The 25,598-nt window shown below is 41.6% G+C and carries 23 protein-coding genes and 1 tRNA gene; 5 read left to right on the top strand and 19 right to left on the bottom strand.

The features are described from left to right. Positions 1-353: 353 nt before the first annotated feature. The 15 genes from P162_RS10625 to mraZ form a co-directional block, all read right to left on the bottom strand. Positions 354-427: transfer RNA gene (locus P162_RS10625), tRNA-Arg, on the bottom strand. Positions 428-525: 98 nt separating this feature from the next. Continuing rightward, positions 526-975 carry a GatB/YqeY domain-containing protein gene (locus tag P162_RS10620; protein ID WP_031427381.1) on the bottom strand — a complete coding sequence of 150 codons (450 nt, stop codon included), beginning with the start codon at positions 973-975 and terminating at the stop codon, positions 526-528. 93 nt (positions 976-1,068) lie between these two features. Continuing rightward, complete coding sequence (gene ftsZ / locus P162_RS10615) at positions 1,069-3,069, bottom strand: cell division protein FtsZ (RefSeq protein ID WP_031427380.1); 2,001 nt, start codon at positions 3,067-3,069, stop codon at positions 1,069-1,071. 200 nt (positions 3,070-3,269) lie between these two features. Continuing rightward, complete coding sequence (ftsA, locus tag P162_RS10610) at positions 3,270-4,610, bottom strand: cell division protein FtsA (protein ID WP_031427379.1); 1,341 nt, start codon at positions 4,608-4,610, stop codon at positions 3,270-3,272. Between the two features lie 3 nt (positions 4,611-4,613). Further along, the gene (locus tag P162_RS10605) at positions 4,614-5,330 is read right to left on the bottom strand and encodes a cell division protein FtsQ/DivIB (protein ID WP_031427378.1); all 717 of its coding nucleotides are present in this window, start codon (positions 5,328-5,330) and stop codon (positions 4,614-4,616) included. Beyond that, on the bottom strand, positions 5,327-6,619 hold the full coding sequence (gene murC, locus P162_RS10600; protein WP_051908054.1) for a UDP-N-acetylmuramate--L-alanine ligase: 1,293 nt from the start codon (positions 6,617-6,619) through the stop codon (positions 5,327-5,329). The genes P162_RS10605 and murC overlap by 4 nt, the downstream gene beginning before the upstream one ends. A 257-nt stretch (positions 6,620-6,876) precedes the next feature. After that, complete coding sequence (gene murG, locus P162_RS10595) at positions 6,877-7,977, bottom strand: undecaprenyldiphospho-muramoylpentapeptide beta-N-acetylglucosaminyltransferase (RefSeq protein ID WP_031427376.1); 1,101 nt, start codon at positions 7,975-7,977, stop codon at positions 6,877-6,879. 94 nt (positions 7,978-8,071) lie between these two features. After that, the gene (locus P162_RS10590; protein ID WP_031427375.1) at positions 8,072-9,283 is read right to left on the bottom strand and encodes an FtsW/RodA/SpoVE family cell cycle protein; all 1,212 of its coding nucleotides are present in this window, start codon (positions 9,281-9,283) and stop codon (positions 8,072-8,074) included. 119 nt (positions 9,284-9,402) lie between these two features. After that, on the bottom strand, positions 9,403-10,740 hold the full coding sequence (gene murD, locus P162_RS10585; RefSeq protein WP_031427374.1) for a UDP-N-acetylmuramoyl-L-alanine--D-glutamate ligase: 1,338 nt from the start codon (positions 10,738-10,740) through the stop codon (positions 9,403-9,405). Positions 10,741-10,742: 2 nt separating this feature from the next. Further along, complete coding sequence (mraY, locus tag P162_RS10580; RefSeq protein WP_031427373.1) at positions 10,743-11,975, bottom strand: phospho-N-acetylmuramoyl-pentapeptide-transferase; 1,233 nt, start codon at positions 11,973-11,975, stop codon at positions 10,743-10,745. 37 nt (positions 11,976-12,012) lie between these two features. Beyond that, positions 12,013-13,476, bottom strand: a complete 1,464-nt coding sequence (locus P162_RS10575; RefSeq protein ID WP_031427372.1) for a UDP-N-acetylmuramoyl-L-alanyl-D-glutamate--2,6-diaminopimelate ligase — start codon at positions 13,474-13,476, stop codon at positions 12,013-12,015. Continuing rightward, positions 13,473-15,464, bottom strand: a complete 1,992-nt coding sequence (locus P162_RS10570; protein WP_031427371.1) for a penicillin-binding protein — start codon at positions 15,462-15,464, stop codon at positions 13,473-13,475. Before P162_RS10570 ends, P162_RS10575 begins: the two co-directional genes overlap by 4 nt. A 9-nt stretch (positions 15,465-15,473) precedes the next feature. Then, positions 15,474-15,797, bottom strand: coding sequence for an FtsL-like putative cell division protein (locus tag P162_RS10565; RefSeq protein ID WP_031427370.1), 324 nt, complete (start codon positions 15,795-15,797; stop codon positions 15,474-15,476). A 36-nt stretch (positions 15,798-15,833) separates the two neighbouring features. Further along, entirely contained in the window at positions 15,834-16,748 is a 915-nt protein-coding gene (gene rsmH / locus P162_RS10560; protein WP_031427369.1) for a 16S rRNA (cytosine(1402)-N(4))-methyltransferase RsmH, read from the bottom strand. Further along, on the bottom strand, positions 16,735-17,208 hold the full coding sequence (mraZ, locus tag P162_RS10555) for a division/cell wall cluster transcriptional repressor MraZ (RefSeq protein WP_081868411.1): 474 nt from the start codon (positions 17,206-17,208) through the stop codon (positions 16,735-16,737). Before mraZ ends, rsmH begins: the two co-directional genes overlap by 14 nt. 430 nt (positions 17,209-17,638) lie before the next feature. Between mraZ and P162_RS10550 the strand changes: the two genes are divergently transcribed. From P162_RS10550 to P162_RS10540, 3 genes are all read left to right on the top strand, one after another. Then, positions 17,639-18,403: an alpha/beta fold hydrolase gene (locus P162_RS10550; RefSeq protein ID WP_031427367.1), complete on the top strand. Its 765-nt coding sequence runs from the start codon at positions 17,639-17,641 to the stop codon at positions 18,401-18,403. A 36-nt stretch (positions 18,404-18,439) separates the two neighbouring features. Continuing rightward, complete coding sequence (gene yihA / locus P162_RS10545) at positions 18,440-19,045, top strand: ribosome biogenesis GTP-binding protein YihA/YsxC (protein ID WP_031427366.1); 606 nt, start codon at positions 18,440-18,442, stop codon at positions 19,043-19,045. A 127-nt stretch (positions 19,046-19,172) separates the two neighbouring features. After that, positions 19,173-19,592, top strand: a complete 420-nt coding sequence (locus P162_RS10540) for a hypothetical protein (RefSeq protein WP_031427365.1) — start codon at positions 19,173-19,175, stop codon at positions 19,590-19,592. 68 nt (positions 19,593-19,660) lie between these two features. Here the strand turns inward: P162_RS10540 and P162_RS10535 are convergent, their stop codons facing one another. The 3 genes from P162_RS10535 to gldB all read right to left on the bottom strand — a co-directional run bounded on the left by P162_RS10535 (position 19,661) and on the right by gldB (position 21,494). Continuing rightward, on the bottom strand, positions 19,661-20,029 hold the full coding sequence (locus P162_RS10535) for a hypothetical protein (RefSeq protein ID WP_031427364.1): 369 nt from the start codon (positions 20,027-20,029) through the stop codon (positions 19,661-19,663). 83 nt (positions 20,030-20,112) lie between these two features. Then, complete coding sequence (gene gldC / locus P162_RS10530; RefSeq protein WP_031427363.1) at positions 20,113-20,451, bottom strand: gliding motility protein GldC; 339 nt, start codon at positions 20,449-20,451, stop codon at positions 20,113-20,115. Continuing rightward, positions 20,451-21,494 (bottom strand): gliding motility lipoprotein GldB, encoded by a 1,044-nt coding sequence (gldB, locus tag P162_RS10525; protein ID WP_051907859.1) that lies wholly within the window; start codon positions 21,492-21,494, stop codon positions 20,451-20,453. Before gldB ends, gldC begins: the two co-directional genes overlap by 1 nt. A gap of 22 nt (positions 21,495-21,516) precedes the next feature. On the opposite strand from gldB, the gene nadE reads away from it, so the two are divergent. Both nadE and P162_RS10515 read left to right on the top strand, forming a co-directional pair. After that, on the top strand, positions 21,517-22,305 hold the full coding sequence (gene nadE, locus P162_RS10520) for an NAD(+) synthase (protein ID WP_031427361.1): 789 nt from the start codon (positions 21,517-21,519) through the stop codon (positions 22,303-22,305). A 106-nt stretch (positions 22,306-22,411) separates the two neighbouring features. Then, positions 22,412-23,047 (top strand): LuxR C-terminal-related transcriptional regulator, encoded by a 636-nt coding sequence (locus P162_RS10515; protein WP_031427360.1) that lies wholly within the window; start codon positions 22,412-22,414, stop codon positions 23,045-23,047. A 140-nt stretch (positions 23,048-23,187) separates the two neighbouring features. On the opposite strand, the gene dnaG is transcribed toward P162_RS10515, so the two are convergent. Next, entirely contained in the window at positions 23,188-25,164 is a 1,977-nt protein-coding gene (gene dnaG / locus P162_RS10510; RefSeq protein ID WP_031427359.1) for a DNA primase, read from the bottom strand. Positions 25,165-25,598: the final 434 nt, after the last annotated feature.

Genomic DNA, 25,598 nt, shown 5'->3' with positions numbered 1-25,598 from the left:
GTGCTACACAGTTTTTAAGGATTCATCTATAAGGCTATCAAAAATACTGCCCAATTCATCCTTATTCTAAATGAAATAATAAACACTTAAATGTAAATAAAAATTAAAGATTTTTAAATTCTTTACAGAACTATATTTCGCTCAGTCCCAATTCTTTTGTCTTTACTTAATCTTAACCCAAGGCTAAAGTTGACATGATATCAAAAAAACCTATGCTCCTTAGCTTTGCCCTAATTGTAAGCTTGAGTGTTTTGTTTTGAATTAGCCTAAGAAAGACCGACCTAGACCTCGGTCTTTTTTGTTGAATACAATAAAAAAACCACGCTTAAAAAAGCGTGGTTTTGATAATTATGTGACCCCGGAGGGATTCAAACCCCCAACCCTCAGAGCCGAAATCTGATGCGCTATTCAGTTGCGCCACGAGGCCTCACTATTTCCGTCAAACGGAAATTTTATTACTCCTGATTTTTTAAAATCAGGTAATTTATTCTAAAATCATACCTAAAAGGGCATTTTTAAAGCCTTTTAAGCCAGTTTTTTCTTTACAATACCAGAAATAGTCTTGCCATCTGCTTTACCGGCCAGTTTTTGAGAAGCGATCCCCATAACTTTACCCATATCCTGCATTCCCGAAGCTCCAGTTTCGGCAATTATCGCGTCAACTTCTGCTTCAATTTTTTCCTCACTAAGCTGCTCTGGCAGAAAACCTTCTATCACCTCAACCTGGTCCAGCTCATCTTTTGCAAGATCTTCGCGTCCTTGTTCTTTGTATATGGCGGCACTGTCCTTACGTTGCTTAACAAGCTTTTGAAGTAGTTTTAATTCTTCATCTTCAGAGATCTCTTTCTTAGATCCTGTTTCGGTCTGCGCCTTTAAAATTTCAGACTTGATGGCACGCAATGAAGTCAGGGCATTTTGATCCTTGGCCTTCATGGCTTCTTTCATTGCGCTCATTATACTGGTCTGCAAACTCATGGCCTTCATTTTAAATTCGGAGTGCGAAGATATGCTTTTCTAAGGAAAAAACGTAAATAGAAAATGAGTGATTTTCTACTATGTTTTCCTTCTTTAATCTACATTATCATGCAAAAAAGAATTATTGCTTCTCAATTTGATACCATCTTCATCTGAACTTAAAGAGGTTCTGGAAATATTTGAGTGACCAGAAGGTTTATCGTCTAAATTCACGCCCATTCTTTTATACGCTGGCTGTCTTTCTATTTCATCAATGCGAGTATGATTATTACTGAATTTATAATTGAATTCTTTTAGCATACGTCTACGCTCTGCCGCGCGCTCGCTCATTAACTTTGAGATAGGACTGTTCATGGGATCCTCATCTTTATCTTCTTCGGTATCCTCTTCCTTTTGCGGGGCTATGGTTTTTTTCTCAAAAACCATAGGTTCTTCTTCTCTCGCAGTGGCTTTTGGTTTCGCATTGTTCATTTGCTCTTCAAAATCCATATAATCATCTAGGCTGTAGCGCTTTTCGCCCTCCCTATCCACTTCGGTCATTGATATGATCTCGATGGGGTTTTTAACCTCTATATTCCGAAGGTCATCATCGGCAAGATCATAAACAATCTCTGCCTCATCTTCTCTTTCTCCTGCTTCGTTAGCATTGTCGTTCAAGGGCATATCAAAAGAAAGTGTAAACTGCTCCTCCTCTTCTTCAAACATATCCATTACCTCTTCTTCCTGGGCGGGTGCATCTATGCTCACGATCTCAAAGTCATCATCATCCTCTTCTTCCATAAAAAGCTCTTGCACCTGCGGGGCAAATACTTCTTCATACTCTACCATAATATCCCTGATCACGGAAGTGGTAGCTATAAAATCTGGTTTCTTCAATTCCCGGGGCTCTTCTTTCTTGGGCGACGGCATCATGATTTCCATAGGATCTACCGCATCATCCAGGGTATGCTTAACGATTTTATCTTCCTTTTTTTCATCATCCTTTTTTGAGGTCGCGGGGAAATTTATACTTCCTCCCAGTTTTTTTGGAGAAAGCTCGTGCTGTGCCTTTTGTTCATCCTCCAGGGTATGGATGATTTTTTTTGTTTCGGTATTTACGATTTCGTTTTGCTGCTCTACGTTAAAACCAGTGGCGATAATAGTTACAGATATAGCGTCACCCAGACTCTCATCTTCACCTACACCCATAATGATATTTGCGCTATGGCCAGCTTCATCCTGGATGTGGTCGTTGATTTCCCCTATTTCATCAATTGTGATCTCTTCCTCTCCCGAAACGATAAGTAACAGCACGTTTTTAGATCCGCGTATTTTATTGTCGTTCAATAACGGGGAATCCAGCGCTTTCATAATAGCGTCTGTGGCACGGGTGCCACCGCTTGCATGAGCACTACCCATTATTGCGGTACCACTATTACTCAAAACCGTTTTAGCATCCCGAAGGTCAATATTTTGTGTATAGTGATGGGTTATTACTTCTGCGATACCACGGGAAGCAGTGGCAAGTACTTCATCTGCCTTGCTAAAACCTGCCTTAAAGCCAAGATTACCATAAACTTCCCGCAATTTATTGTTGTTGATCACAATAAGGGAATCTACATGCGAACGCAATTTTTCAACACCCAACTGTGCCTGCTCGTTACGTGTTTTTCCCTCAAACTGAAAAGGAATGGTAACGATACCCACCGTCAGGACGTCCATCTCTTTGGCCATTTTTGCAATAACCGGAGCGGCTCCTGTACCCGTACCGCCACCCATACCAGCGGTAATAAATATCATTTTTGTACTTACACCAAGCATTTGCTTGATCTCTTCTGTACTTTCTATGGCTGCTTTTTCCCCTACTTCTGGATTTGCCCCTGCACCCAGACCTTCCGTAAGACTTACGCCCAACTGAATTTTTATGGGTACCGGACTATTTTCTAAGGCCTGTGCATCTGTGTTGCAGACCACGAAGTCTACACCTTTGATACCGGCCTGAAACATATGGTTAATGGCATTGCTGCCCCCGCCGCCTACGCCTATCACCTTAATGACATTGCTTTGGTTTTTGGGTAGATCAAACGAAATGTTCTCAAAATCTGTATTGCTCATAATCAATCGTTTTGACTGTTCTTATTATTTGGGTTGCTTTTATTCTAACTCCGAAGAAAAATCACGGCAAAAATCCATTTTTTATCTTCTTTTACTGATTAAAACGTCTTCTTTTTATCCGTATTTCTACATCCTAAAAGCAGCCGCATTCTATTTTATAGTATACTTTTCTTTGTTCCTTGTGCTTTTTCTCTTATTTCCTACTCCGCATTATCCAGGAAATCCTTGAATTTTTCGGCCCATTTATCAAAAATACTTTTGCGTGGGCTCGTGGGTTCTGGTGCCTGATGATCTTCTTGAAAGTCCTGTTCTTCTTCTATTTTCTGCTCAAAATCTTCTATAAGTTCTTCTTTTTCCTTAGGGCGTCTACTTTTCTCATCTTTTGTCTGCAAGCTGTTCATGACAAGGCCTACAGCAGTCGCATAAAGTGGGCTCGTAGTTTCTGAGGTGCTGTCACCGGCAAGGTGCTCATTGGGAAATCCTATACGGGTATCCATCCCCGTGATGTACTCCACAAGTTGTTTTAAATGCTTCAATTGCGATCCCCCACCAGTTAATACAATGCCGGCGATCAGTTTCTTTTTCTGTTCTTCATGCCCGTAGTTTTTAATCTCCTGATATACCTGCTCTACGATTTCCACCACGCGCGCATGGATGATCTTGGAAAGGTTTTTTAGGGTAATTTCTTTGGGTTCGCGACCACGCAGACCCGGTATCGAAACGATCTCATTGTCTTTATTCTCCCCTGGCCAGGCCGAACCAAACTTAATTTTAAGAAGTTCAGCTTGCTTTTCAATAATACTGCAGCCTTCTTTAATATCTTCGGTAATCACATTTCCGCCAAAGGGAATTACCGCCGTATGACGAATGATCCCATCTTTAAAAATGGCGAGGTCTGTGGTGCCACCACCTATATCAATCAGCGCCACCCCGGCTTCTTTTTCCTCCTGGCTAAGCACCGCATTGGCTGACGCAAGCGGTTCCAGCGTAATTCTGTCCAGATTGAGTCCGGCACTTTTTACGCAACGCCCTATATTTCTAATACTGGAAACCTGGCCCACTACCACGTGAAAATTGGCCTCTAGCCTACCACCATACATCCCAATAGGTTCTTTTATTTCGGCCTGACCGTCTACTTTGTATTCCTGCGGAAGCACGTGAATGATCTCTTCCCCGGGCAACATGACAAGTTTGTGAACCTGGTTGCACAACAGATCGATATCTTTCCCGTCAATCACCTCATCTGGGTTTGCACGCGTTATGTAATCGCTATGTTGTAAACTCCGTATATGTTGGCCAGCGATGCCCACCACCACGTCTTCTATTTTGATGGCAGAAGCACTTTCGGCCTCCTGGATAGCTTGCTGAATGGATTGTATGGTCTGCGTAATATTGTTCACCACACCGCGGTGCACACCCAGGCTTTTAGACTTCCCTATGCCCAGGATCTCCATTTTCTTGTATTCGTTATAGCGCCCCACCATTGCTACGATTTTAGTGGTGCCTATATCCAGTCCTACCGCTATATCCTTATCTTCCATAACTTACTTTTTAGTACCTACTACCTGTCCCTTGAACCTAAGGTCCACCAGGCGGTATGTTTCTAAACTTTTATCTTTTAACGTTTTTTGATAAAACGCCTTATAATTATTGAATTTTGAAGCTAATGTTTCAGGCTTACCGAGGTTTATACGATATTCCATCACCCGGGGCGTTAGCAAATACCCTCCATTTTTAGTACGTGTAAGGCCTATAATCTGCTTATCAAGCATGGCGTCACTCTTTATATATTGCAAAAGCGGAAAAACTTCGTGCAGTTGATCTTTGTTCACACCGTTCACAATGGGAACCCGTGCCGAATAATTACTGGACAATGGCATGGCACTACCGGTCTTATCCAGGTAATAGGGTATCGCCGCATCAATACGTGCCAGTGGCTTGCGTTGCTCAATATTTGCCCCTACAATGCCATTAAGGGTAAGATAAACATCTGCATTTGCAATCATTGCGTTGCTGTCCAAACGTTTTTCTAATGTTTCCAAAGCTAAACGTTCTTTGTCCAGACCCGTAAGGTGCTGATTACTTTGTATTAACAATTTGTTAACCGCAGCGGCAGTAATAAAAAGATTATCACCAGCCTCAAAATTGACCTGTACCCCTTCCACCTTGCGCGCACCGCTTCTTCTGGCCGAAAAACTGAACAAAAACACCGAAAAACCGACTAAAACAGTCATTTTTATGTAAAACCAATTAACTTTCATGCCGTAAGTATTTTGGTTAATTTTTCTATTTCCACGCCAATGTCACCTGCACCAAGCATAACGATTATCTTCGGTTTTGATGCATTTATTGCCGATTTTAGCTCATTTTTGGCAATTTTCCGCTTCCGCGGAAGCGTTATTTTTTTCAGTAATAATTCACTGTTCACACCTTCTATAGGTTCTTCGCGTGCAGGATAAATATCAAGCAGTAGCACTTCATCAAACTGGGATAGACTTTTTGCAAAATCCTCCATAAAATCACACGTACGGCTAAAAAGATGCGGCTGAAAAACCACTAAAACCTCCTCGTTGGGATATAATTCCCGTACAGATTGCCGCACCGCATCAATCTCTGTGGGATGGTGTGCGTAATCGTCAATAAGAACAAGATCTTCCCTGTTGATTCGATACGTAAAACGCCTATTTACACCTGAAAAACTGCCCAGTGCCGACTTTAATTCTCCACCCGCAACACCATATTTTATGGCCATTGCCAGGGCGGTTGCCGCGTTGAACACGTTGTGCCTTCCTGGTAATTGTATTTTAATATCTTTTAAAATCCCGTCAGGATAGTGCAGGTCAAAGTGAAAAGCACCGTTTTTTATGGTAACATTATTTGCCGAAAATTCAGCTTTTTCTTCTACGGCAACCGTAATTCCCGAGAGGTCCAGTCCATTTTTTATAAAAAGGGTTCCGTCTTTTTGTACGTGCTGGGCAAACTCCCTAAAACCTTCTTCCATCACCGAAACATCACCGTAAATATCCAGATGGTCTGCATCCATAGAACTGATGCTGGCAATGTTAGGATACAACTGCAAAAACGAGCGGTCATATTCATCAGCTTCCACCACGATGACCTCTTCGCCTTTCTGGATGAGATTGCTGTTATAATTGGTTGCGATCCCACCTAAAAAAGCGGTCACGGGAACGCCGGTTTCGGCCAGTAAATGACCCAGGATTGCTGATGTGGTCGTTTTACCGTGCGTTCCCGCAACGGCCAGGCAAAATTTGTCTTTGGTCAACAACCCCAGTACTTCCGCCCGCTTTTTGATACTAAAACCCTGATTTTTGACATAGGCGAAGCCTTTGTGATTTTTAGGGATTGCAGGCGTGTAAACAACAAGTACGCTTTCTTTATCCGCAGTATGTACGGGAATCGCCTCAACCGAATCTTCATAATGTATTGAAATCCCCAGGGCTTCCAGTTGGTTAGTTATCGTACTGGGCGTTTTATCATAGCCATAAACCGCATGGCCGGCCGCTTTAAAATAGCGGGCCAGCGCACTCATACCTATCCCACCAATACCGATGAAATAATACGTTTTTATGTGGTTCAGGCTGTTCACTTTATTATTGTTCTTTCTAATGTTGTTTTCCAAATCACTTCTCGATACATTTTTGATTTCCACTATCGCTTCACTCAAAAAAACTCCTTCTCGATACTTTTTCGATCTTCGCTAACGCTCCGACCGAAAACACTCGAAGTGACATTCTAATTTATTTTCCTCTCTCTTCTCTTTATTCTTTATTCTCTATTCTCTATTCTCTATTCTTTTCGTAAAATCATCTTTTCCACTTCCTCAATAATGTCATCTGTAGCATGGGGAAGTGCCAATTTGTTTATGTTTTCACCTAATTTTCGGCGCTTTTCCGGATTTTTTACGAGTTCGTCAAATATGGGTTTGAACTGCGTTTCAAGTTCTTTTTCAGCCAGTAAAATAGCAGCATCCTTTGTTGCGATCGCCTGGGCATTTTTAGTCTGGTGATCTTCTGCAACATTAGGTGAGGGTATAAAAATCACCGGTTTGCCCACTATACAAAGTTCAGAAACAGATCCTGCCCCGGCCCTGCTGATGATAAGATCTGCAGCGGCATAGGCCAAATTCATTGTATCTATATACGCCAGCACGGTTACATTTTCTAACGTGTCATTCTCTTTATATTGCTCATAATATAATTTACCGGTCTGCCAGATCACCTGCACTCCCTGCGCAAGGATATAGTCTAAATTTTTTGAAACGAACGCATTGATCGCTCGTGCTCCAAGGCTTCCGCCAAGAACTAAAAGGGTTTGTTTTCCTTCTTCTAATCTAAATTTTATCTGTCCGTCTCTTCGCTTATCATTGATTTCAAGCAGGTCCTGACGTACGGGATTTCCCGTTTTTACTATCTTTTCCTTAGGGAAAAATGCCTGCATATTGTCATAGGCAACACAGATTTTCTTGGCTTTTTTGCTCAGCAACTTATTGGTCACCCCCGCATACGAATTTTGCTCCTGTATAAGCGTGGGTATATTTTTAGAGTTTGCCGCCTGCAACAATGGACCGCTGGCAAAACCTCCCGTCCCTATTACCACATCAGGTTTGAACGTTTTTATAATTTTTACCGAAGCCAATAAGCTACTTATCAACTTCAATGGAAACATAAGGTTGGAAAGGGTAAGTTCCCTCTTGATCCCGGTGATCCACAAACCTTTAATAGTATACCCAGCCTGGGGTACTTTTTCCATTTCCATACGGTCACGTGCCCCCACAAAGAGAAATTCCGCATCTGGATATTTCACTTTGAGACCATCGGCAATTGCCAGCGCCGGGTAAATATGCCCGCCGGTACCGCCGCCTGATATGATGAATCTGTAGGGTTTCAAACTATTATTATTATTGTTATTTCTATTATTATTTCAGCTGAAAACTGATTATTAACTGACCAAATTTTCAATTCCCCTTAGGGGGTTAGGGGGATTACAGCGCTTCACTCAATACCTCAAGCGGATTCATTTCTTCTTCGGCCTTTTCTTCCTGTGCCCTGATTTCTTCCCGTTTTGCGCTTACACTTAATATAATGCCTATCGCCAGGCAGGTCATCCATATGGAGGTACCACCGCTACTCACCATGGGTAAGGTTTGCCCGGTTACCGGAAATAATTCTACCGCAACCGCCATATTGATCAACGCCTGAAAAACAATGGGCAACCCTACACCCAGCGCGACCAGTTTCCCAAAAACGCTGGGGGATTTAAATGCTACGATGACAATCCTAAATAACAGCAATAAATAGAGCAGCATTAACGTCATACCGCCCAGAAGTCCCCATTCTTCAACAATGATCGCAAAAATAAAATCTGAGGTACTTTGTGGTAAAAAGTTTTTCTGAACACTTTTCCCAGGTCCCAGCCCCATGACTCCGCCTGTAGCAATCGCGATTTTCGCTTTTTCAATCTGATAATCTGCTTCAGTATCTACATTATCCGTAAAGCTGTCTACCCGCGCCATCCAGGTATCCACCCGGTTGGGAAAGGCCTTCGGAAACGCTTTTGCAGCAACCACAAAAAACGCAAGTAAAAAGAAACCAACGAGCAACATAGATCCCAAATATTTTAACGGATAACCCCCTATAAATAATAAGGTAAAGGTCATCGCAGCAATGATGGCGGTCGTGGAAAAGTTGGCCGGTAATATAAGGGCCAACATAACACCTACCGGCAACCACAAGGGCAACAGGCTTTCCTTAAAAGTTATTTCCCTATCCTGAATTTTAGACAGGTAACGCGCCACATAAACCATAAGCACTACTGCCGCAAGCGTTGATGTCTGGAAGGTGAACCCCACGAATGGTACCTGTATCCACCGGCTGGCATTCGCCCCATCTATGGTCGTTCCCTGCGCCAGGGTCACGATCAATAAAATAAGAATTACCGGTAGCAGGATAATGGACAATCCTTTAAAATAGTGATAAGGCACGCGGTGAACACCATAAATTATGGCAAAACCAAGTACCAAATGCATAAAATGCCGCACCAAAAAACCAATGGTATCCCCATCCCCATATAAATAGGCCAGGTTACTGCTGGCACTATAAACAGGCAAAAAAGAAAACAGTGCAAGAAAAGCCACTATGGCCCAGATCGCACGGTCTCCCTTTAAATTTGTTATGATGTTCCACGATTTGCTCACGTACTCCGTATTACTATTTTTATTGCTATTATTATTTGTTCCGAAAACTTGGATTTTCTACATTTTCAGGTCATTTTTTAAACCCTACTTTAAACTTCCCCCTTTGGGGGTTAGTGGGACTAGAGGTTTCTTACCGCTTCTTTGAACTGTCTGCCCCGGTCTTCATAATTTTCAAACAAGTCAAAACTTGCACATGCTGGTGAAAGCAAAACATTTTCGCCTTTGTTGGCCAATTTGTAGGCGATTTTAGTGGCTTCTACCACACTCTGCGTTTCAATGATCACATCTACCATATTGGAAAAAGTGTCCATCAGCTTTCTGTTGTCTACACCCAGGCAGATGATCGCTTTCACTTTCTCATTTACCAGTGGAAAAAGGTCTTTGTAATCATTGCCTTTATCTGTCCCTCCCACGATCCAGACGGTAGGTGCGGTCATGCTATCCAACGCGTAAAAAGTTGCGTTTACGTTTGTCGCCTTAGAATCATTGATATAGGAAACATTATTGATCTTTAAAACTTGTTCCAGGCGGTGTTCAACACCCTGAAAACCTTCCAGGCTTTCCCGTATGGTCGCCTTGCGGATACTAAGCAGGCGCGAGGCCGTTGCTGCTGCCATTGCGTTTTTTGTATTGTGCACACCCTTCATGGATAGATTTGCTGTTGACATAGTAAGTTGGTTATTGTCTATTTCTATTATTATTTTATCGTTGGCCAAATAAGCCCCTTCTTTTACTTTTTTTAATACCGAAAATGGAAGCAGCCGTGCCTTGACGGGATGCTTTTCAAGCCAGTCTGTGATCACCGTATCATCTGCATCATAGATGAGATAATCACTTTCGGTCTGGTTCATCGCAATCCTGAATTTTGATGCGATGTAGTTTTCAAATTTGTACTCATACCGATCCAGATGGTCTGGGGTAATGTTTGTGATTATTGCAATATGCGGGGCAAAATCAACGATCCCATCCAGCTGAAAACTGCTGATTTCAAGCACATAATTTTCAATATCCTTTTCTGCCACTCCTCTTGCGAAACTATCTCCTATGTTTCCGGCAGCAATACTTTTTAAGCCCGCTACCTTTAAAATATGCGCTACCATTGAGGTGGTCGTGGTCTTCCCGTTACTGCCCGTGATCGCGATCAAATTCGCTTTCGTATATCTTGAAGCAAATTCAATTTCTGAAATCACTGGGATTCCTTCCGCTTTAAGCGAAACGATAAGCGGGGCTTTATCAGGAATCCCCGGACTCTTAACTACCGCATCAGCCGTTAGGATTCGGGATTCACTATGACCACCTTCTTCCCATTCAATGGCATTATTTATAAGAACATCTTTGTACTTGGTTTTGATTTTACCAAAATCAGATACAAACACTTCAAAACCTTCCTTTTTACCCAATAAAGCGGCACCAATCCCAGATTCACCGCCACCAAGTATGATCAATTTTTTTGCCATTTTTACCTGATTTTTAAGGTTACAATGGTGATAATTGCCAGTAAAATGCCAATAATCCAAAACCTCACAACGATTTTACTCTCGTGCAATCCTCGTTTTTGATAATGATGGTGTAAAGGTGACATCAGGAAAATACGCCTGCCTTCTCCCGTTTTTTTCTTTGTGTACTTAAACCAGCTAACCTGCAAAACCACCGAAAGCGTTTCCATAAAGAAAATTCCACAGAGAATGGGTATAAGCAATTCTTTTCTTATAGCGATCGCGATTACCGCAATGACACCACCTATGGTAAGACTGCCGGTATCGCCCATAAAAACCTGGGCGGGATACGTATTGTACCATATAAAACCTACTAATGCTCCCGCAAAAGCGGTAATGAAAATCACCATTTCACCGGTACGCGGTATAAACATTACATTGAGGTAATCACTGAATATAATGTTACCCGAAATCCATGCAAAAAGTCCCAGCGTCAATACAATTATTGCCGAAGATCCTGCCGCCAGCCCATCAATACCATCCGTAAGGTTTGCTCCATTGGAAACCGCCGTAACTATAAAAATTACGATAGGTATAAAAATGAGCCATGCATATTTCACATATTCATCCCCCAGCCAACTCACGATCTTGGCATAATCCACTTCATTGTTCTTTACAAAAGGAATGGTGGTGGTAAGCGATTTTTCTTCTCCAGAAAATTCATCTTCACTGTTCTGGGTAAGGAGTTCCTGCTTATTTTTTGAATTTGCCATCTCTTCTTTTATCGTGATATCCGGATGAAAGAAAATGGTTGCGCCCACAATAACGCCCAATCCTACCTGACCTATGATTTTAAATTTTCCGGCAAGGCCTTCTTTGTTTTTTTGCTTGATTTTTAAATAATCATCCAGAAATCCTATAGCTCCCATCCACAAAGTAGTGACTATAAGCAGGAGCACATAAATATTATCAAGCCTGGCAAAAAGCACTACGGGGATCAGCGTAGCTATAATAATAATCAGACCGCCCATGGTAGGGGTTCCCGCTTTTTCTACCTGACCTTCAAGGCCTAGATCGCGTATGGATTCGCCCAATTGTTTGCGCTGTAAATACAGTATGATCCTCTTTCCCCAGATGGTAGAAATCGCAAGGGAAAGTAGAATAGCAAGGGATGCCCGGAACGAGATAAAACCAAAAAGACTGGCTCCCGTCAGGTTATATTGCTGCTCTAAATAATCAAACAAGTAGTACAACATAAGTGTTAATCATTGTTCCGCCAACTGCCGGAAACTGCTATTTATTAAGTTCGCTTAAAAGCTCTTTTACTATTTTGTAATCGTCAAAATCACTGCGCACGCCATTTACTTCCTGATAGGTCTCGTGGCCTTTACCGGCTATGAGGATAATGTCATTTTCCTGCGCCATCTGGCAAGCCGTTTTAATGGCCTGCTTCCTGTTTGTGATACTTAGAATTTTCTTTACATTTAAAGGTTCCACACCATTTTCCATTTCTTCAATAATGGTTTCCGGGTTTTCGGTACGGGGATTATCACTGGTGAGAATCGCCTTTGTGCTTAGCGTTGAGGCTATATTTGCCATTTTTGGCCTTTTTGTCTTATCGCGGTCGCCACCACAACCCACAACGGTAATAAGTTCTTCGTTTTTTGTACGAATGTCATTTATGGTCTCCAACACATTTTGCAGCGCATCTGGCGTATGGGCATAATCAACGATCGCGGTAATTTTTCTTTCAGAAATAAAATATTGAAACCGGCCACTCACACTTTTTAGTCCGCTAATAAGCTGGAGGGCCTCCATTTCCTCAAGACCCAGCAAATCTGCCGTGGCGTAAATGGCCAAAAGATTGTACGCGTTGAAAGTGCCTATCAACTTTGACCAGACTTCATTGCCATTAATTTTGAGCAGCAAGCCAGAAAATTGATTTTCTAAAATCAGTGCTTTATAGTCAGCATATGATTTTAATGCGTAGGTCACTTTTTTAGCCCTGGTATTTTGCACCATAATCTGACCATTCTTATCGTCTACGTTTACCAGTGCAAAAGCAGTTTTGGGCAAATTATCAAAGAATGCTTTTTTAACATCGCGATATTCTGCGAAGGTGTCATGGTAATCCAGGTGATCATGCGTAAGATTGGTAAAAATTCCGCCGGCAAAATGCAAACCTTCGGTGCGCTTCTGATGGATACCGTGCGAACTCACTTCCATAAAGCAGAATTCTACCCCGGCAGCGTTCATTTCGCTTAGGTATTTATTGATCACAAGTGGATCTGGCGTGGTATGCGTTGCCTTATGTTCTGTATCGCCAACAACAATTTTCACGGTGGAAAGCAGTCCCGTTTTATAACCTGCATCAGCAAAAAGACGGTGCAAAAGGCTAGCGATGGTCGTTTTACCATTAGTACCGGTAATTCCCACCAGTTTCAGGTTTTCTGAAGGATGTTCATAAAAATTGGCCGCCATGATCGCCAGCGCACTGTGCGTATTGTTTGTCTTTATATAGGTAATCCCATTTACAAAACGCTTTGGCAAGGTTTCACAAACAATAGCAATCGCCCCGGCGTCTTCTGCCTTTTTTATATAATCGTGTCCATCACTGTGTGTACCTTTAATGGCTACGAAAACGTCATTCAAACCGACTTGTCGTGAGTCATAATGAATAGAAGTGACCGCCACGATAGTACTCCCTACGACAGAATCAAGGGTAACTTTGTACAATATGTCTTTTAGTATATTCATGACAATTGCAGTGTTATTTGTTGGTTTTTAGCTACTTTTTCACCCGGTATTAGGGATTGTAGCTCTACTTTTCCAGTTCCTTTAAAATGAACTTTAAGGCCCATGTTTTCTAAAAGGGAAACTGCATCCATACCGCTCATTCCTTTTACATTTGGCACCGTGGCGTACCCCTTTTGCACTTTTTTGTAATATGCTTCATAATCCTGATCTACGGCGGTCGTGTTTACTTTGGGCAATTCTACCTCATCAACGAGCGGTGTATCACTGTAGATTTTCTGGGCAATTTGTTTAAAAACCGGTGCAGCGACCACATTACCATAATAGCCTAGTTTTTTGTTGGGTTTATGAACCACCACGATACAGGAATATTCAGGGTTTTCAGCGGGGAAATAACCTGCAAATGAGGCAATATATCTACCTCCCTCTATCCAGTATTCCGTTTGGCAGGTTCCCGTTTTTCCGGCCATTGAGAAGTTGGGCGAATAAATATTGGATGCTGTACCGCGTTCCACAACGTTTTTCATCATCACCTTGACCTCATCAATAGTTTCCTGCGAACAGATTTGCGGATTTATTACTTCTTTATCAAATTTTTCTACGGAAGCATCCCACTTTTTAATCTCACGGATAAAGCGTGGTTTTACCATCTCCCCATCGTTTGCTATAGCGTTATAAAACGTAAGGATCTGTAATGGCGTCAGGGAAACCCCGTATCCAAATGCCATCCACGGCAGGGTGGTACCGTACCAGTCTTTATCGCCGGGAATGGGAATATGTGGATTGCCCTCCCCTTTTATGGAAAGACCTATTTTATGATCAATATCCATATCCTGAAGGCTTCTGATAAACCGTTCTGGATTGTCCTTATAACTCTCATTGATGAGTTTTGCAAAAGCAGTATTTGAAGAAAGTTCAAAAGCTTTCGCAGCTGAAATTTTTCCGTAGCCGCCCCAGTGGGAATCATAAACGGTACGATTGTAAAATTTTACACGGCCGTTTTCGGTATCCACTACCGTACTGCTATCAATGACTTTATCATCAAGAGCCGCTGCGAGTGCCATGAGCTTAAACGTAGAACCTGGCTCGTGCGATTCATAAACGGCATAATTGCGGTCTTCATAATAGGTGCCATCACTGGTGCGGCCCAAATTAGATATTGCCTTGATCTCACCGGTTTTAGTCTCCATTACCACAACACAACCGTGTTCTGCCTCAAATTTCTCTAACGTTCCCAGCAGTGCATGGTGCGCCACATCCTGAATATTCACATCTATTGTAGAGATCACGTCATAACCATCTTCCGGCTCTACTATATTGTTGAGACCCATAGGCTTCCACTGGCCTTTGGCGATACGCTGTTTAAGCCTTCTGCCTTCTTTTCCACGCAGATACGTACCGAAAGCCCCTTCAAGCCCTACACGTGTATAGTAACCATTCTCATCACGTCGCTCGTAACCCACGGTGCGTTCCGCCATTTTATTGAGAGGATGCTCCCGCTCTATATGTTGCTCTGTAATGATACCGCCTTTGTATGGCCCCTTGTTGAAAAGAGGTAGGTTTTTCACTTTCATGTACTGCGAATAACCAAGGTTGCGTGTGATTAGCAGGTATCTGTTTTTATTTGCCCGCGCCCTGCGCATGAGGTTTACGTAGTACGACGATTCCCTTCCCAGGGCACCAGAAAGTCCTTTACCCAATGCCGCTATATTTTCCTCAAAATCAGTATCGGAAGGTGCCAGGGCATCAAAGCGGATATCATATTTAGGCACTGAAGTTGCCAGCAGGCTACCATCACCAGCATACAAATTCCCGCGGTTTGCCGGAATGGTAAACATACGCTCGGTACGTTCTTCAGCAAGTTCCCGATATTTATCACCATCTACTACCTGTATGTCGACGAGCTTTATGGCCACTGCGACAGCGACAAGAAAAAGCACCCCGGCGACCAGGTACATACGGTTCAATATGTTTTTTTCACTTATTGCCATATAGCTGCCCTACTGGGCTTTATTCTTCTTTACTCTTATCTTTTTAGGTGGTACAAGCGGTGGACGCAATCCCTGATCTGCAACTTTACGCGTTACGGCACTTTCCATAATAAGACGACGTACCTGTAAGCGGGTATCTACAAACTCGCTTCGCAGGGCTTTAACATCTGTATTCAATTCAGCAATTTGATGCACTTTGCGATCTGCGCGGTGCGAACTTGCAATCATAACAATTGCCAGAACGGAAAGAAATATGATCATGCGCCAGTTTTTCATAGCGTCATCGCTTACCAAAAATTTGCCTTTCAATATGTGGTAAATGCCGTTTTTCAAATCCTACTTGCTATTGCTGTTATACTGTTATTATTATTAATTGTTGTCTTTATTATCAACCTTTTCTGCGATGCGCAATTTTGCGCTGCGCGCCCTGTTGTTTTCTTTTATTTCTTTTTTACCTGGCACAATGAGCTTCCCAACTTTTTTAAAAGGAACCTCAAAGTGCCCGAACATATCTTTTTCCGGTTCTCCCTGAAACAATCCATTACGGATATAGCGTTTCACCAATCGATCTTCGAGCGAATGATAGGAGATCAAGCTTAGACGGCCATTTGTTTTGAGCACGCCTTCGGTTTGTTGTAAAAATTCCTTAAGCGCTTCCAGTTCCTGGTTGACCTCAATCCGAATCGCCTGATAAACCTGTGCCAGTATTTTATGCTCCCGGTTAACGGGCAAAAACGGCGCAAGCAATTCTTTAAGTTGCTCAGAGGTTTTTACAGGTTCTTCTTTACGCTTTGAAATGATCGTACGGGCTATTTTAGGCCCGTTCCGCAGTTCGCCATAGTCTATAAAAACCCTGCCCAGTTCTTTCTCACCGTACGTATTCACGACTTCAAAAGCAGATAGCGGGCGGGTCTGATCCATACGCATATCAAGATCAGACTCAAAACGCGTTGAGAAACCACGTTCTGCCACATCAAACTGATGTGAGGAAACACCAAAATCCCCCAAAATACCGTCAACTTTACCCGCTCCATTAAAACGCAAAAAACGCTTCATATGCCTAAAATTCTCTCCTATAAGCACAAAACGATCATCATCGATTTTGTTCAACAACGCATCACGATCCTGGTCAAAGGCATACAATCTACCTTTATCGCCCAATCTCTTTAATATTTCACGCGAGTGCCCACCACCACCAAAGGTGACATCCACATAGACGCCATCTGGCTTTATCGCCAGGCCGTCCACACTTTCATGCAGCAGTACAGGGTTATGATAATCCATCTGGTATTTCCATTATATCGCCCATAACTTCCTGAGCCTGATTTTCAAAATCTTCCCCACCGGCAGCAATGATGTTCTCATAGCTCTCTTTATCCCATATTTCTACAATATTTATGGCTGAGGAAAGAACAATCTCTTTTTCGAGTTGGGCAAATTCAACAAGGTCTTTAGGAACAAGCAAACGCCCTGCGGTATCTATTTCTACAATTTTTACCCCGGCGGTAAATTTCCTTATGAAGTCGTTGTTTTTTTTATTGAAACGGTTGAGTTTATTCATGCGCTGCATCAATAAATCCCACTGTGCCATGGGATACAACTCTAAACAAGAATTAAAAACCGCTCGTTTTACCACAAAACCATCCTGAAGCTCTGGAGCGAGCTGCTTTTTGAGCGCAGTAGGCAACATTAGCCTACCTTTAGCGTCCATTTTGCATTCATATGTTCCTGTTATATTGAGCAAGAGGGGGTTAGCTTTTGACCGTTACAAATTCAAATATAGAGAAATTATTACCACATTTTACCACTTTTACCCACTTTGTTGATAAATGACGTCACTTGTTGACTATCTTTTAGTTATCAACAAATTAGGTTTTTGACATTATTCCGTAGTCAAAGAAGGTCGCAGCTCCCTCTAGGATATAGATACCGCTACTTTTCACAAAGTCTGGATCTACAGTAATCAGACGTGTGGTAAAAAGTGGAGAAGAGCGGGCTATCTTATTTTAAAAAGATCGCTATTCATCCCTAAAATTCTATTTTTTAAGGGTCAGGCGATTGCCTACTATTTCAATTACAGTATTTTAAAAAACTATTCTTTTTAAGTAGTTTGTACTGCGGTGCGATTTAGTGTAAATGTCTATATTTGTGACTAAGCTTGACGCTCACCGCATATGACTCACGATTTAAAAAAGGAAAAGAAATACACGTACATAGAAGTTGGTGAAGGCACACCTATCGTGGTTCTACACGGGCTAATGGGTAGTTTGAGCAACTTTGATTCCGTTACTTCTTATTTTTCCCAGCAGGGTTACAAAGTGGTGATCCCCATGTTGCCCATCTATTCTACCCCTCTCCTTAAAACGGGTGTCAAAACATTCGCAAAGTACCTCAACGACTTTCTTAAGTTCAAAAAACTTGAAAAAGTGATTCTTTTGGGAAATTCCCTTGGTGGTCATATAGGTCTTTACCACACAAAAATGTACCCCGAAAACATGAAGGCGCTGGTCATTACGGGCAGCTCTGGCCTTTATGAAAATGCCATGGGCGAAAGCTATCCCAAGCGCGGGGATTACGAGTACATCAAGAAAAAAGCAGAAGATGTTTTTTATGACCCTGCAGTGGCCACTAAAGAAATCGTGGACGATGTCTATGCCGTGGTCAATGATCGCAACAAACTTGTAAAGACACTTGCAATTGCAAAAAGCGCGATTCGCCACAATATGGGAAATGATTTGCCCAGCATGCATACGCCCACTTGTATAATCTGGGGAAAAAATGACAATGTGACCCCACCAGAGGTTGCACAGGATTTTGATAAACTCTTACCAGATTCTAACCTCTATTGGATAGACAAATGCGGTCATGCCGCGATGATGGAACGACCAAACGAGTTTAACGAAATTCTTCATAATTGGCTCAAGGAGCGTAATTATTAGCTCCTAAACCTATTTTATTCCTTTTAAAACCTATCGATGCAGATTAAATCGGCTGAATTTCTCATAAGCAACTCTAAGGTAGATAAATGCCCGCAGCAGCGCTTACCGGAATACGCATTTATAGGCCGCTCCAATGTGGGCAAGTCTTCCCTGATCAATATGCTCACCCAGCGAAAAAACCTTGCAAAAACATCGGGAAGACCAGGAAAAACCCAACTTATCAATCATTTTACCATTAATTCAAACTGGTTTCTGGTAGATTTACCTGGTTATGGATATGCCCGCGTTTCCAAAAAGGCCAAGAAAGAATTTCAGAAATTCATAACCAATTATTTTGAACAGCGCGAGCAGTTGATTTCTGCTTTTGTATTGATTGACTGCCGTCATGAACCCCAACCCATAGACCTCGAGTTTATGGAATATCTGGGCGAGCACCAAATCCCTTTTTCCATTATTTTCACAAAAGCTGATAAGTTGAAACCTATGGCTTTGAAGCGCAATATTGAAGTCTATAAAGCGACATTACTAGAAGGCGTCTGGCTGGAAATGCCAAATTATTTTGTGAGCAGCGCTACAAATACTACAGGCCGGGATGAAATTCTAGCTTACATTGATGGGATTAATGAAGGAATGAAGGAGTAACTTTCGTTGCAGGTTCAATGTTGCAGCTTACAGGTTTTGAATAATGTAAAATGCATTGGATAAAACCAAAATATTTTATAACATACAGTACAATTTTTCTTCGTTTGAAAGTTAGAAAAGCGACACTTTGGAATATGAAAAAGATTATATACAACGTGAGATTCAGAGGCTTTCTTTAGTTCTCCAAACCTTAATTGAGAAAATCACCGGGGCCAGTTCTAAAATTCCTCAGGATAATTTCAATGAAATCGATACGATTTTGAATATCAATTTCGATTTTTCTATTGAAGAACTTATTAATGCAACTCCACGGGACTTAAACGAGAAATTAAAAGAAATACACCCGGCACATCTTGAAAAATTAATCGATCTCCTTTATATCTTGATTAATAAATCAGAGTTCACTACTATACATTCAGCAAACCTCCATAAACTAATTTCGATCGATCTTATATTGATTAAAATTCTTGATGATAGATCTAAAGATTTTTCTATAGCGCGTATGCAACACAAACTGGAGTTAGAAAAACATTTGAAAACTCCATAACGTTACCTGTATATTGTACCCTAAAGGTCAAAACATTTTTACGCTATTCAATCTACAGCATACAAATTTCATTCTACAGTAGTTGCCCTTTCTTCAATCAATGCTATCAACTCCCCAGAATCTTTCAGCGCATCCAATTCCTCTTTAGAAGCAAAAATCTCTAAATTCTCCCCATTTTCAGCTAAAATCACCGGAAAATCGAACTTTCTCAGCCATTTAGAACGGTATTTTGAGGTAAATTCATCAATGTGGTGAAATTCCATTGTAATAGCCGATTGCTCCCTAAATTTCTTCCAGTTTTCTTCCTCTTTAAGAACCCCAAAAGTTATTGCGCACAAACTGCAGGGATATGTCTGCGGACTAAAAATCTTATGCGCAATATCCTTGTAAAGATTCAGCTTACCAGAGTTTGCGTTATAAATGAAGATGAGTTTCATGCTATAAAGTTTGACGTTTTCATTATTTTAAAATGTAGATTATACATTGTTTTAGCTACAAACAGTATACACGATACGTTTTTTCAACTCTTCTTCAGTTCCAGTTTTTCTGCAAAATAATCGCAAAAATCCTGCATCGTCGCAGTCATTTTATCATCATTTGTCGCGCGGTGAAATGTCTGGGTCATACCCACAAGCGTCTGGTGGAAAAACTTTTTCATCTCATCTACCGGCATATCCTTCGTCCATAAATCTATTCGCGCAGCCTCCTGCGTTTTGTGATCCCAGAGGGAAAGCAGCATCGCTTTGGCAGGTTCCATTTTTACGCCGCCATCTTCTGCGGTCCAGGAAATAGTTTCTGGCACCCTGTTTTCATCAAGGTCTACATTTATATTGATCTGCGTTTTTATGATTTTAGCCATTATTTACGTGGTTTGTATGTTGCGTTATTAAAAATCTCATCAGTTGATAGCTGCATCAATTCCTGCAGCGCTATGTCTTTTTTTTCGGCATAGGCATTCACCATTTGCCAGCCTATAAACCTGCCCAGGCGCGGCGGCGATTCCCGGTCAAATTCCATCTGGAATTTTGAAAAAGGCGCCGGATTTATAAAACGGTTTAGAAGTTCGCCATCTGTATTGAACAAAAGTTCGTTTTCCACAAAATAGGTCCAGATATTCACCTCATTTTCCTGTGCCCATTGCCATTGTTCTTCCGTATAACCCATGACAGCTGCCTTATCTTTAAGTGTAAGCAAATGCTGCATAAGATAGAGTCGCTTTCCCTGAAAGATCATTTCATCAAGAAAACGTCTTCCCCGTGGTCTGCTTCCCAGTATTTTTTCCGCAAAAGCGGAAGCTACAGCAACATCTATTTGCTCTTTTCTAAAGTTCTGCGTGAGGTACTTTTGAATCCCGCCATAAAATTCATGCTCGCTTCCCAGATAATTGTCTAGCGCAACAATAAGCAAGGTGTCCGCTAAAATCACGGGATTGCGATAATCCACTTCTGAAGTTACCGTGACCACGGTGGGCAAAGGGGTTTTAGGGTAATAATATTCAATATGTTTAAAGAGCGTCTCCAGATCTGCACGTTGAGCCTCAAAATCTGGAAAGCTTTTCGCTACTTCACGGTTGAGCGCGACTTGAATGGTATCCTCAATTTTGGCCTGCCAGAACGCAGCGTCATATTGTTCAGGGAAAAGGTAAGGAAACTGTTTTATCAACCGGGGTATACTATCTGCCGTTGCCTGCGCAAAACGCTGATCAAAACGTTTTACCTGAAGATGCATGGGTATAGATGCGATAGCTTCTGGAATTTGCGCATCTTTTTTACAGCTTTGAAAAAAAACTGCCAGCAGAACAGCAAAAAGCATAATAAAGGCGCATTTAGGCATTCCCTGCTCCCTATACATTTTAGTTTTTTGTAAATTCACATCTCTTAATTGCGCCGCAAAGGTAGTCATACTATTTAAAAACAAGGATTCTATGCAAACTGAAAAAGTGATCGATCATATTGTAGACTGGTTAAAGGATTATGCCACAAACGCTAATGTAAGCGGTTTTGTTGTGGGGATAAGCGGCGGCATAGACAGCGCGGTTACGTCTAGCCTTTGTGCAAAGACCGGTCTGCGCACCTTGTGCGTGGAGATGCCTATTCATCAACCACCATCGCATGTAAGCCGCGGCCAGGAGCATATTGAGCAGCTTAAAAAGCGCTTTGCGAATGTAAGCAACGTACGGGTGGACCTTACGGAATCTTTTGAGACGTTTAAAATGGCGCTTCCCGTCACTCAGGAAAATGAAACCCTTAATCTTAGCCTGGCCAATACCCGTGCCCGCCTGCGCATGAGCACCCTGTATTATTTCGCCGGCCTTCACAGTTACCTTGTTGCCGGCACCGGTAATAAAGTGGAAGATTTTGGAGTGGGTTTTTATACTAAATATGGCGATGGCGGCGTAGACCTTAGCCCTATTGCAGACCTTATGAAGTCTGAAGTGTATGCACTTGCCGCAGCACTGGGCGTACCCGAAACAATACAAGTTGCAAAACCTTCTGATGGCCTGTGGAAAGATGATCGCAGTGACGAAGACCAGATAGGTGCAAGTTATGACGAACTGGAATGGGCCATGAAAATGCAGGAAAAAGGCATGAACGCAGGGGACTTTAAAGACAGACAACGAACCATTTTCGAAATTTATTCAGGGTTTAATAGGGCCAATAAACATAAAATGCTTCCCATTCCAGTATGCGAAATTCCCAAAAATCTTAAATAAATTACGTTTAAACGCATAAAATTGTAAGTATGCCGAACATATTATGAATTTTTATGTGCTTTGGTAGAAAGCAGATATATTTACTCTACCGAAGTTCAAATTTCCAATGTACCAACTTACAATAGCAGACCATCACCCCATCGTCAAAGAAGGCTTACAGCACATTCTAAGCGATGATGATTTTATAATTTCAAATGTTGTAGTAGATGGCAAAGACCTCAACGCATCACTGGAGAAGACAGTTCCTGATCTACTGATTCTTGAGCTTGACCTCCCTAATTTACAGGGTCTTTCAAGTATAAAGGCCTTACGGAGAAAATTCGCCGGTATCAAGATACTTATCTTTAGCCAGCATCCTGAAGAAATGTATGCACTGAGCGCTATCAAAGCGGGCGCCATGGGCTATGTGGGGAAACTTGCGCCCATAAAAACCGTACGAACGGCCATCATGCAGGTCAATAAGGGTGGTATTTATCTCAATACAGAGCTTTCAAGCATGCTCGCCAAAAATGAGAACAGTTCAAACAATATTGCTTATCGTTACAAACGATTGAGCAGTCGTGAAACCGAAGTGCTCAATATGCTTTCTTCCGGCAAACGGAACAAAGATATCGCACAGTCACTTGATATTAACGAGAAAACGGTAAGCACCTATAAAACACGTTTGTTACGTAAACTGGATGCAGGTAGTTTGGCAGAATTGATTCAGCAGGCGCGGTTGTTGCAAACTTCAGACCTTTAATTTCGCTTGATATTTTTAACCAAATTGTCCCTAAAAGTAGGGGGTTTAGGTCTGAAAAAGCGCTTTAAATTGTCTTTTTTGAACTTTTTTGTTCAATTTAATTCTATTGATTCTATGCACTGCAACTGGATATTGCGAGGTTAAATCGTACTTCCCAGTTTTTCAGAAATGATCTTATCCAGCTTTTTATAATCCATCACTTCTTCCATAATTTCCCTGCTGCTACCTGCAGCTTTTACGTTTTCAAGCAATTTTAGAATACGCTCATTGATGTAGAACTTTCTAAGGTACAGAATAGTCTGCATCACATACTGACTTATGGTCTGTTCTTTTAACTTGACATAAATTTCATGGGCATCCCAGCGATGAAGGTGGTACTTGTCATAATCCATTATAATAGTTGATACTTCGCTAGACTCGCTCATTTCAAGACTATTGATGTATTCCTCGATCTTAAAATCCTCACGCGTTATATTGAGTGAATCCATGATTTTTGAGTAGAGTTCTTTAAATGTATCGTTAGCAAATTCAATCTCGTCCTGTTGCAGTTCCAGATAGATTTTTTCATAAACGAAGAGTTCCAATTCTATATGTTTTTCAACAAGTTCGCCGGCCTCGTTTTCCTGTATTACGATATCTTCAAAAGTTTCTTTGTGGGAACCATACAGTAATAAAGACTCGATTATTTTACGCTCCAGTACATACTGGCGGTCAATTTTTTCAACCTTTTCTTTAGCCACCACTTCCATGGTTTTGCCCTGTTTAGCAGCGCTTTTAGGCTCACCACCCTTACTTTCCTTATTTCTGATCTGGGCCAGGGTATTAAAAAGGACATCTTCCTTAATATCCATAATCCGGGCGCATTCCTGCACGTAAATCTCCCGTTTGATCGTATCTGGAATTTTAGCTATACTCTCTACCATATCGCGTATGAGTCCGGCTTTTTTGATAGGATCCCCTTGCGCTTCCGCTACAAGCAATGAAGCTTTATACTGAATAAAATCTTTGGAATTTTCACTTAAATATTCCTGTACTTCGTGCAGGGTATTATTTTTTGAAAAACTATCAGGGTCTTCCCCTTCCGGAAAGGAACACACCCTTACGTTCATCCCCTGTTCAAGAATAAGGTCTATACCGCGCAGGGAAGCACGCTGCCCGGCCGCGTCACCATCAAAAAGCACGGTGATATTTGGCGTTAAGCGATTAATAAGTCGAATCTGCTCTGGGGTGAGCGCGGTTCCCGAGGAAGCCACGACATTCTCGATGCCCAGCTGATGCATCTGGATCACATCAGTATATCCTTCTACGAGGTAACAGTTATCTTCTTTTGCGATGCTTTGCTTGGCGAAATAGATCCCATAAAGCACTTTGCTTTTATGGTAAATATCACTTTCTGGGCTGTTGAGGTATTTGGCCGCTTTTTTTTCATTGGTCAAAATACGCCCCCCAAAACCCAAAACCCTGCCGGAAAGCGATTGTATGGAAAACATCACCCTACCTTTAAAACGGTCAAACTGCTTGGTCGCTGAACCTGTTGAAGCATCGTCCTTTACGATCGTGAGCCCGGTTTTTTCCAGGAATTCCAGTTGGTAGCCTTTTCGCAGCGCCTCACTGGTAAAAGCGTCCCAGATATTTGGCGAGTAGCCCAGCTGGAATTTCTTGATCGTCTCTAACGTAAAACCGCGCTCCTTAAAATAACTAAGCCCTATGGCTTTGCCCTCTTCAGCGTTTAGAAGAATTTTATGAAAATAGTCTTTTGCAAACTCGCTGACCAGATACATGCTCTCGCGCTCATCTGCCGCTTCTTTTTGCTCATCAGTCTGCTCAGTTTCCTCAATTTCTATATTGTATTTTTTAGCCAAATATTTAATGGCTTCCGGGTAATTAAAATGCTCATGCTCCATAAGGAACGCAATCGCATTACCCCCTTTTCCGCTTGAGAAATCTTTCCAGATTTGCTTTACGGGAGAAACCATAAAACTGGGGGTGCGCTCATCACTAAAAGGACTCAAGCCTTTAAAGTTACTGCCTGATTTTTTTAACTGTACAAAATCACCAATCACCTCCTCTACCCGGGCGGCTTCAAACACATTGTCTATGGTGGTTTTTGATATCAATTTCTATGTATTGTTATTGTTATTGATCTTACTATTTTTATTAAACTTGACCGGAATTTTATTTCGGAAAATAGGTCAGATCGCATGCGTGACGTAAAAAGCGTGTATCAAAATCAGCGCGTTTTTCGATTAAAAATTACTTGGAAACCATCATTTTTAGAAATTCAGTCAAAAACATACTTTTGAAGTTTTTTCTACCAAATAAACCCCAAAATCATTTGCAAAAATAAGGTTTAGAACATAGAATTTTGCGGGAATCCAAGTATTAATATTACGAAAGCTAAAGGTCAAAAATGATCCAATTAACCCTAAATATAGCGTGTTTTGGACGTTTTTACGCCCAGGTTTTAAGCCGCAAAAGCTTTTTTTCAATTTTATTTTTCTTTGGAAGTTATCATTAGGAATCAGATATTCATAAGTTTACATTAGGCTTA

It is taken from the genome of Flavimarina sp. Hel_I_48 (assembly GCF_000733945.1).
In the GTDB taxonomy this organism is placed as follows: domain Bacteria; phylum Bacteroidota; class Bacteroidia; order Flavobacteriales; family Flavobacteriaceae; genus Leeuwenhoekiella.
The sequence above is the reverse complement of the archived record's forward strand: the minus strand, read 5'-3'. Positions and strand labels throughout refer to the sequence as shown.

What these genes read in the sequence shown, in the direction of transcription:
- P162_RS10620 (WP_031427381.1), bottom strand. Translation starts at nt 975, where the DNA reads ATGAGTTTGCAGACCAGTATAATGAGCGCAATGAAAGAAGCCATGAAG.
- ftsZ (WP_031427380.1), bottom strand. Translation starts at nt 3,069, where the DNA reads ATGAGCAATACAGATTTTGAGAACATTTCGTTTGATCTACCCAAAAAC.
- ftsA (WP_031427379.1), bottom strand. Translation starts at nt 4,610, where the DNA reads ATGGAAGATAAGGATATAGCGGTAGGACTGGATATAGGCACCACTAAA.
- P162_RS10605 (WP_031427378.1), bottom strand. Translation starts at nt 5,330, where the DNA reads ATGAAAGTTAATTGGTTTTACATAAAAATGACTGTTTTAGTCGGTTTT.
- murC (WP_051908054.1), bottom strand. Translation starts at nt 6,619, where the DNA reads ATGAGTGCGCTGGCCCGCTATTTTAAAGCGGCCGGCCATGCGGTTTAT.
- murD (WP_031427374.1), bottom strand. Translation starts at nt 10,740, where the DNA reads ATGGCAAAAAAATTGATCATACTTGGTGGCGGTGAATCTGGGATTGGT.
- mraY (WP_031427373.1), bottom strand. Translation starts at nt 11,975, where the DNA reads ATGTTGTACTACTTGTTTGATTATTTAGAGCAGCAATATAACCTGACG.
- P162_RS10575 (WP_031427372.1), bottom strand. Translation starts at nt 13,476, where the DNA reads ATGAATATACTAAAAGACATATTGTACAAAGTTACCCTTGATTCTGTC.
- P162_RS10570 (WP_031427371.1), bottom strand. Translation starts at nt 15,464, where the DNA reads ATGGCAATAAGTGAAAAAAACATATTGAACCGTATGTACCTGGTCGCC.
- rsmH (WP_031427369.1), bottom strand. Translation starts at nt 16,748, where the DNA reads ATGGATTATCATAACCCTGTACTGCTGCATGAAAGTGTGGACGGCCTG.
- P162_RS10550 (WP_031427367.1), top strand. Translation starts at nt 17,639, where the DNA reads ATGACTCACGATTTAAAAAAGGAAAAGAAATACACGTACATAGAAGTT.
- yihA (WP_031427366.1), top strand. Translation starts at nt 18,440, where the DNA reads ATGCAGATTAAATCGGCTGAATTTCTCATAAGCAACTCTAAGGTAGAT.
- P162_RS10535 (WP_031427364.1), bottom strand. Translation starts at nt 20,029, where the DNA reads ATGAAACTCATCTTCATTTATAACGCAAACTCTGGTAAGCTGAATCTT.
- gldC (WP_031427363.1), bottom strand. Translation starts at nt 20,451, where the DNA reads ATGGCTAAAATCATAAAAACGCAGATCAATATAAATGTAGACCTTGAT.
- gldB (WP_051907859.1), bottom strand. Translation starts at nt 21,494, where the DNA reads ATGACTACCTTTGCGGCGCAATTAAGAGATGTGAATTTACAAAAAACT.
- nadE (WP_031427361.1), top strand. Translation starts at nt 21,517, where the DNA reads ATGCAAACTGAAAAAGTGATCGATCATATTGTAGACTGGTTAAAGGAT.
- P162_RS10515 (WP_031427360.1), top strand. Translation starts at nt 22,412, where the DNA reads ATGTACCAACTTACAATAGCAGACCATCACCCCATCGTCAAAGAAGGC.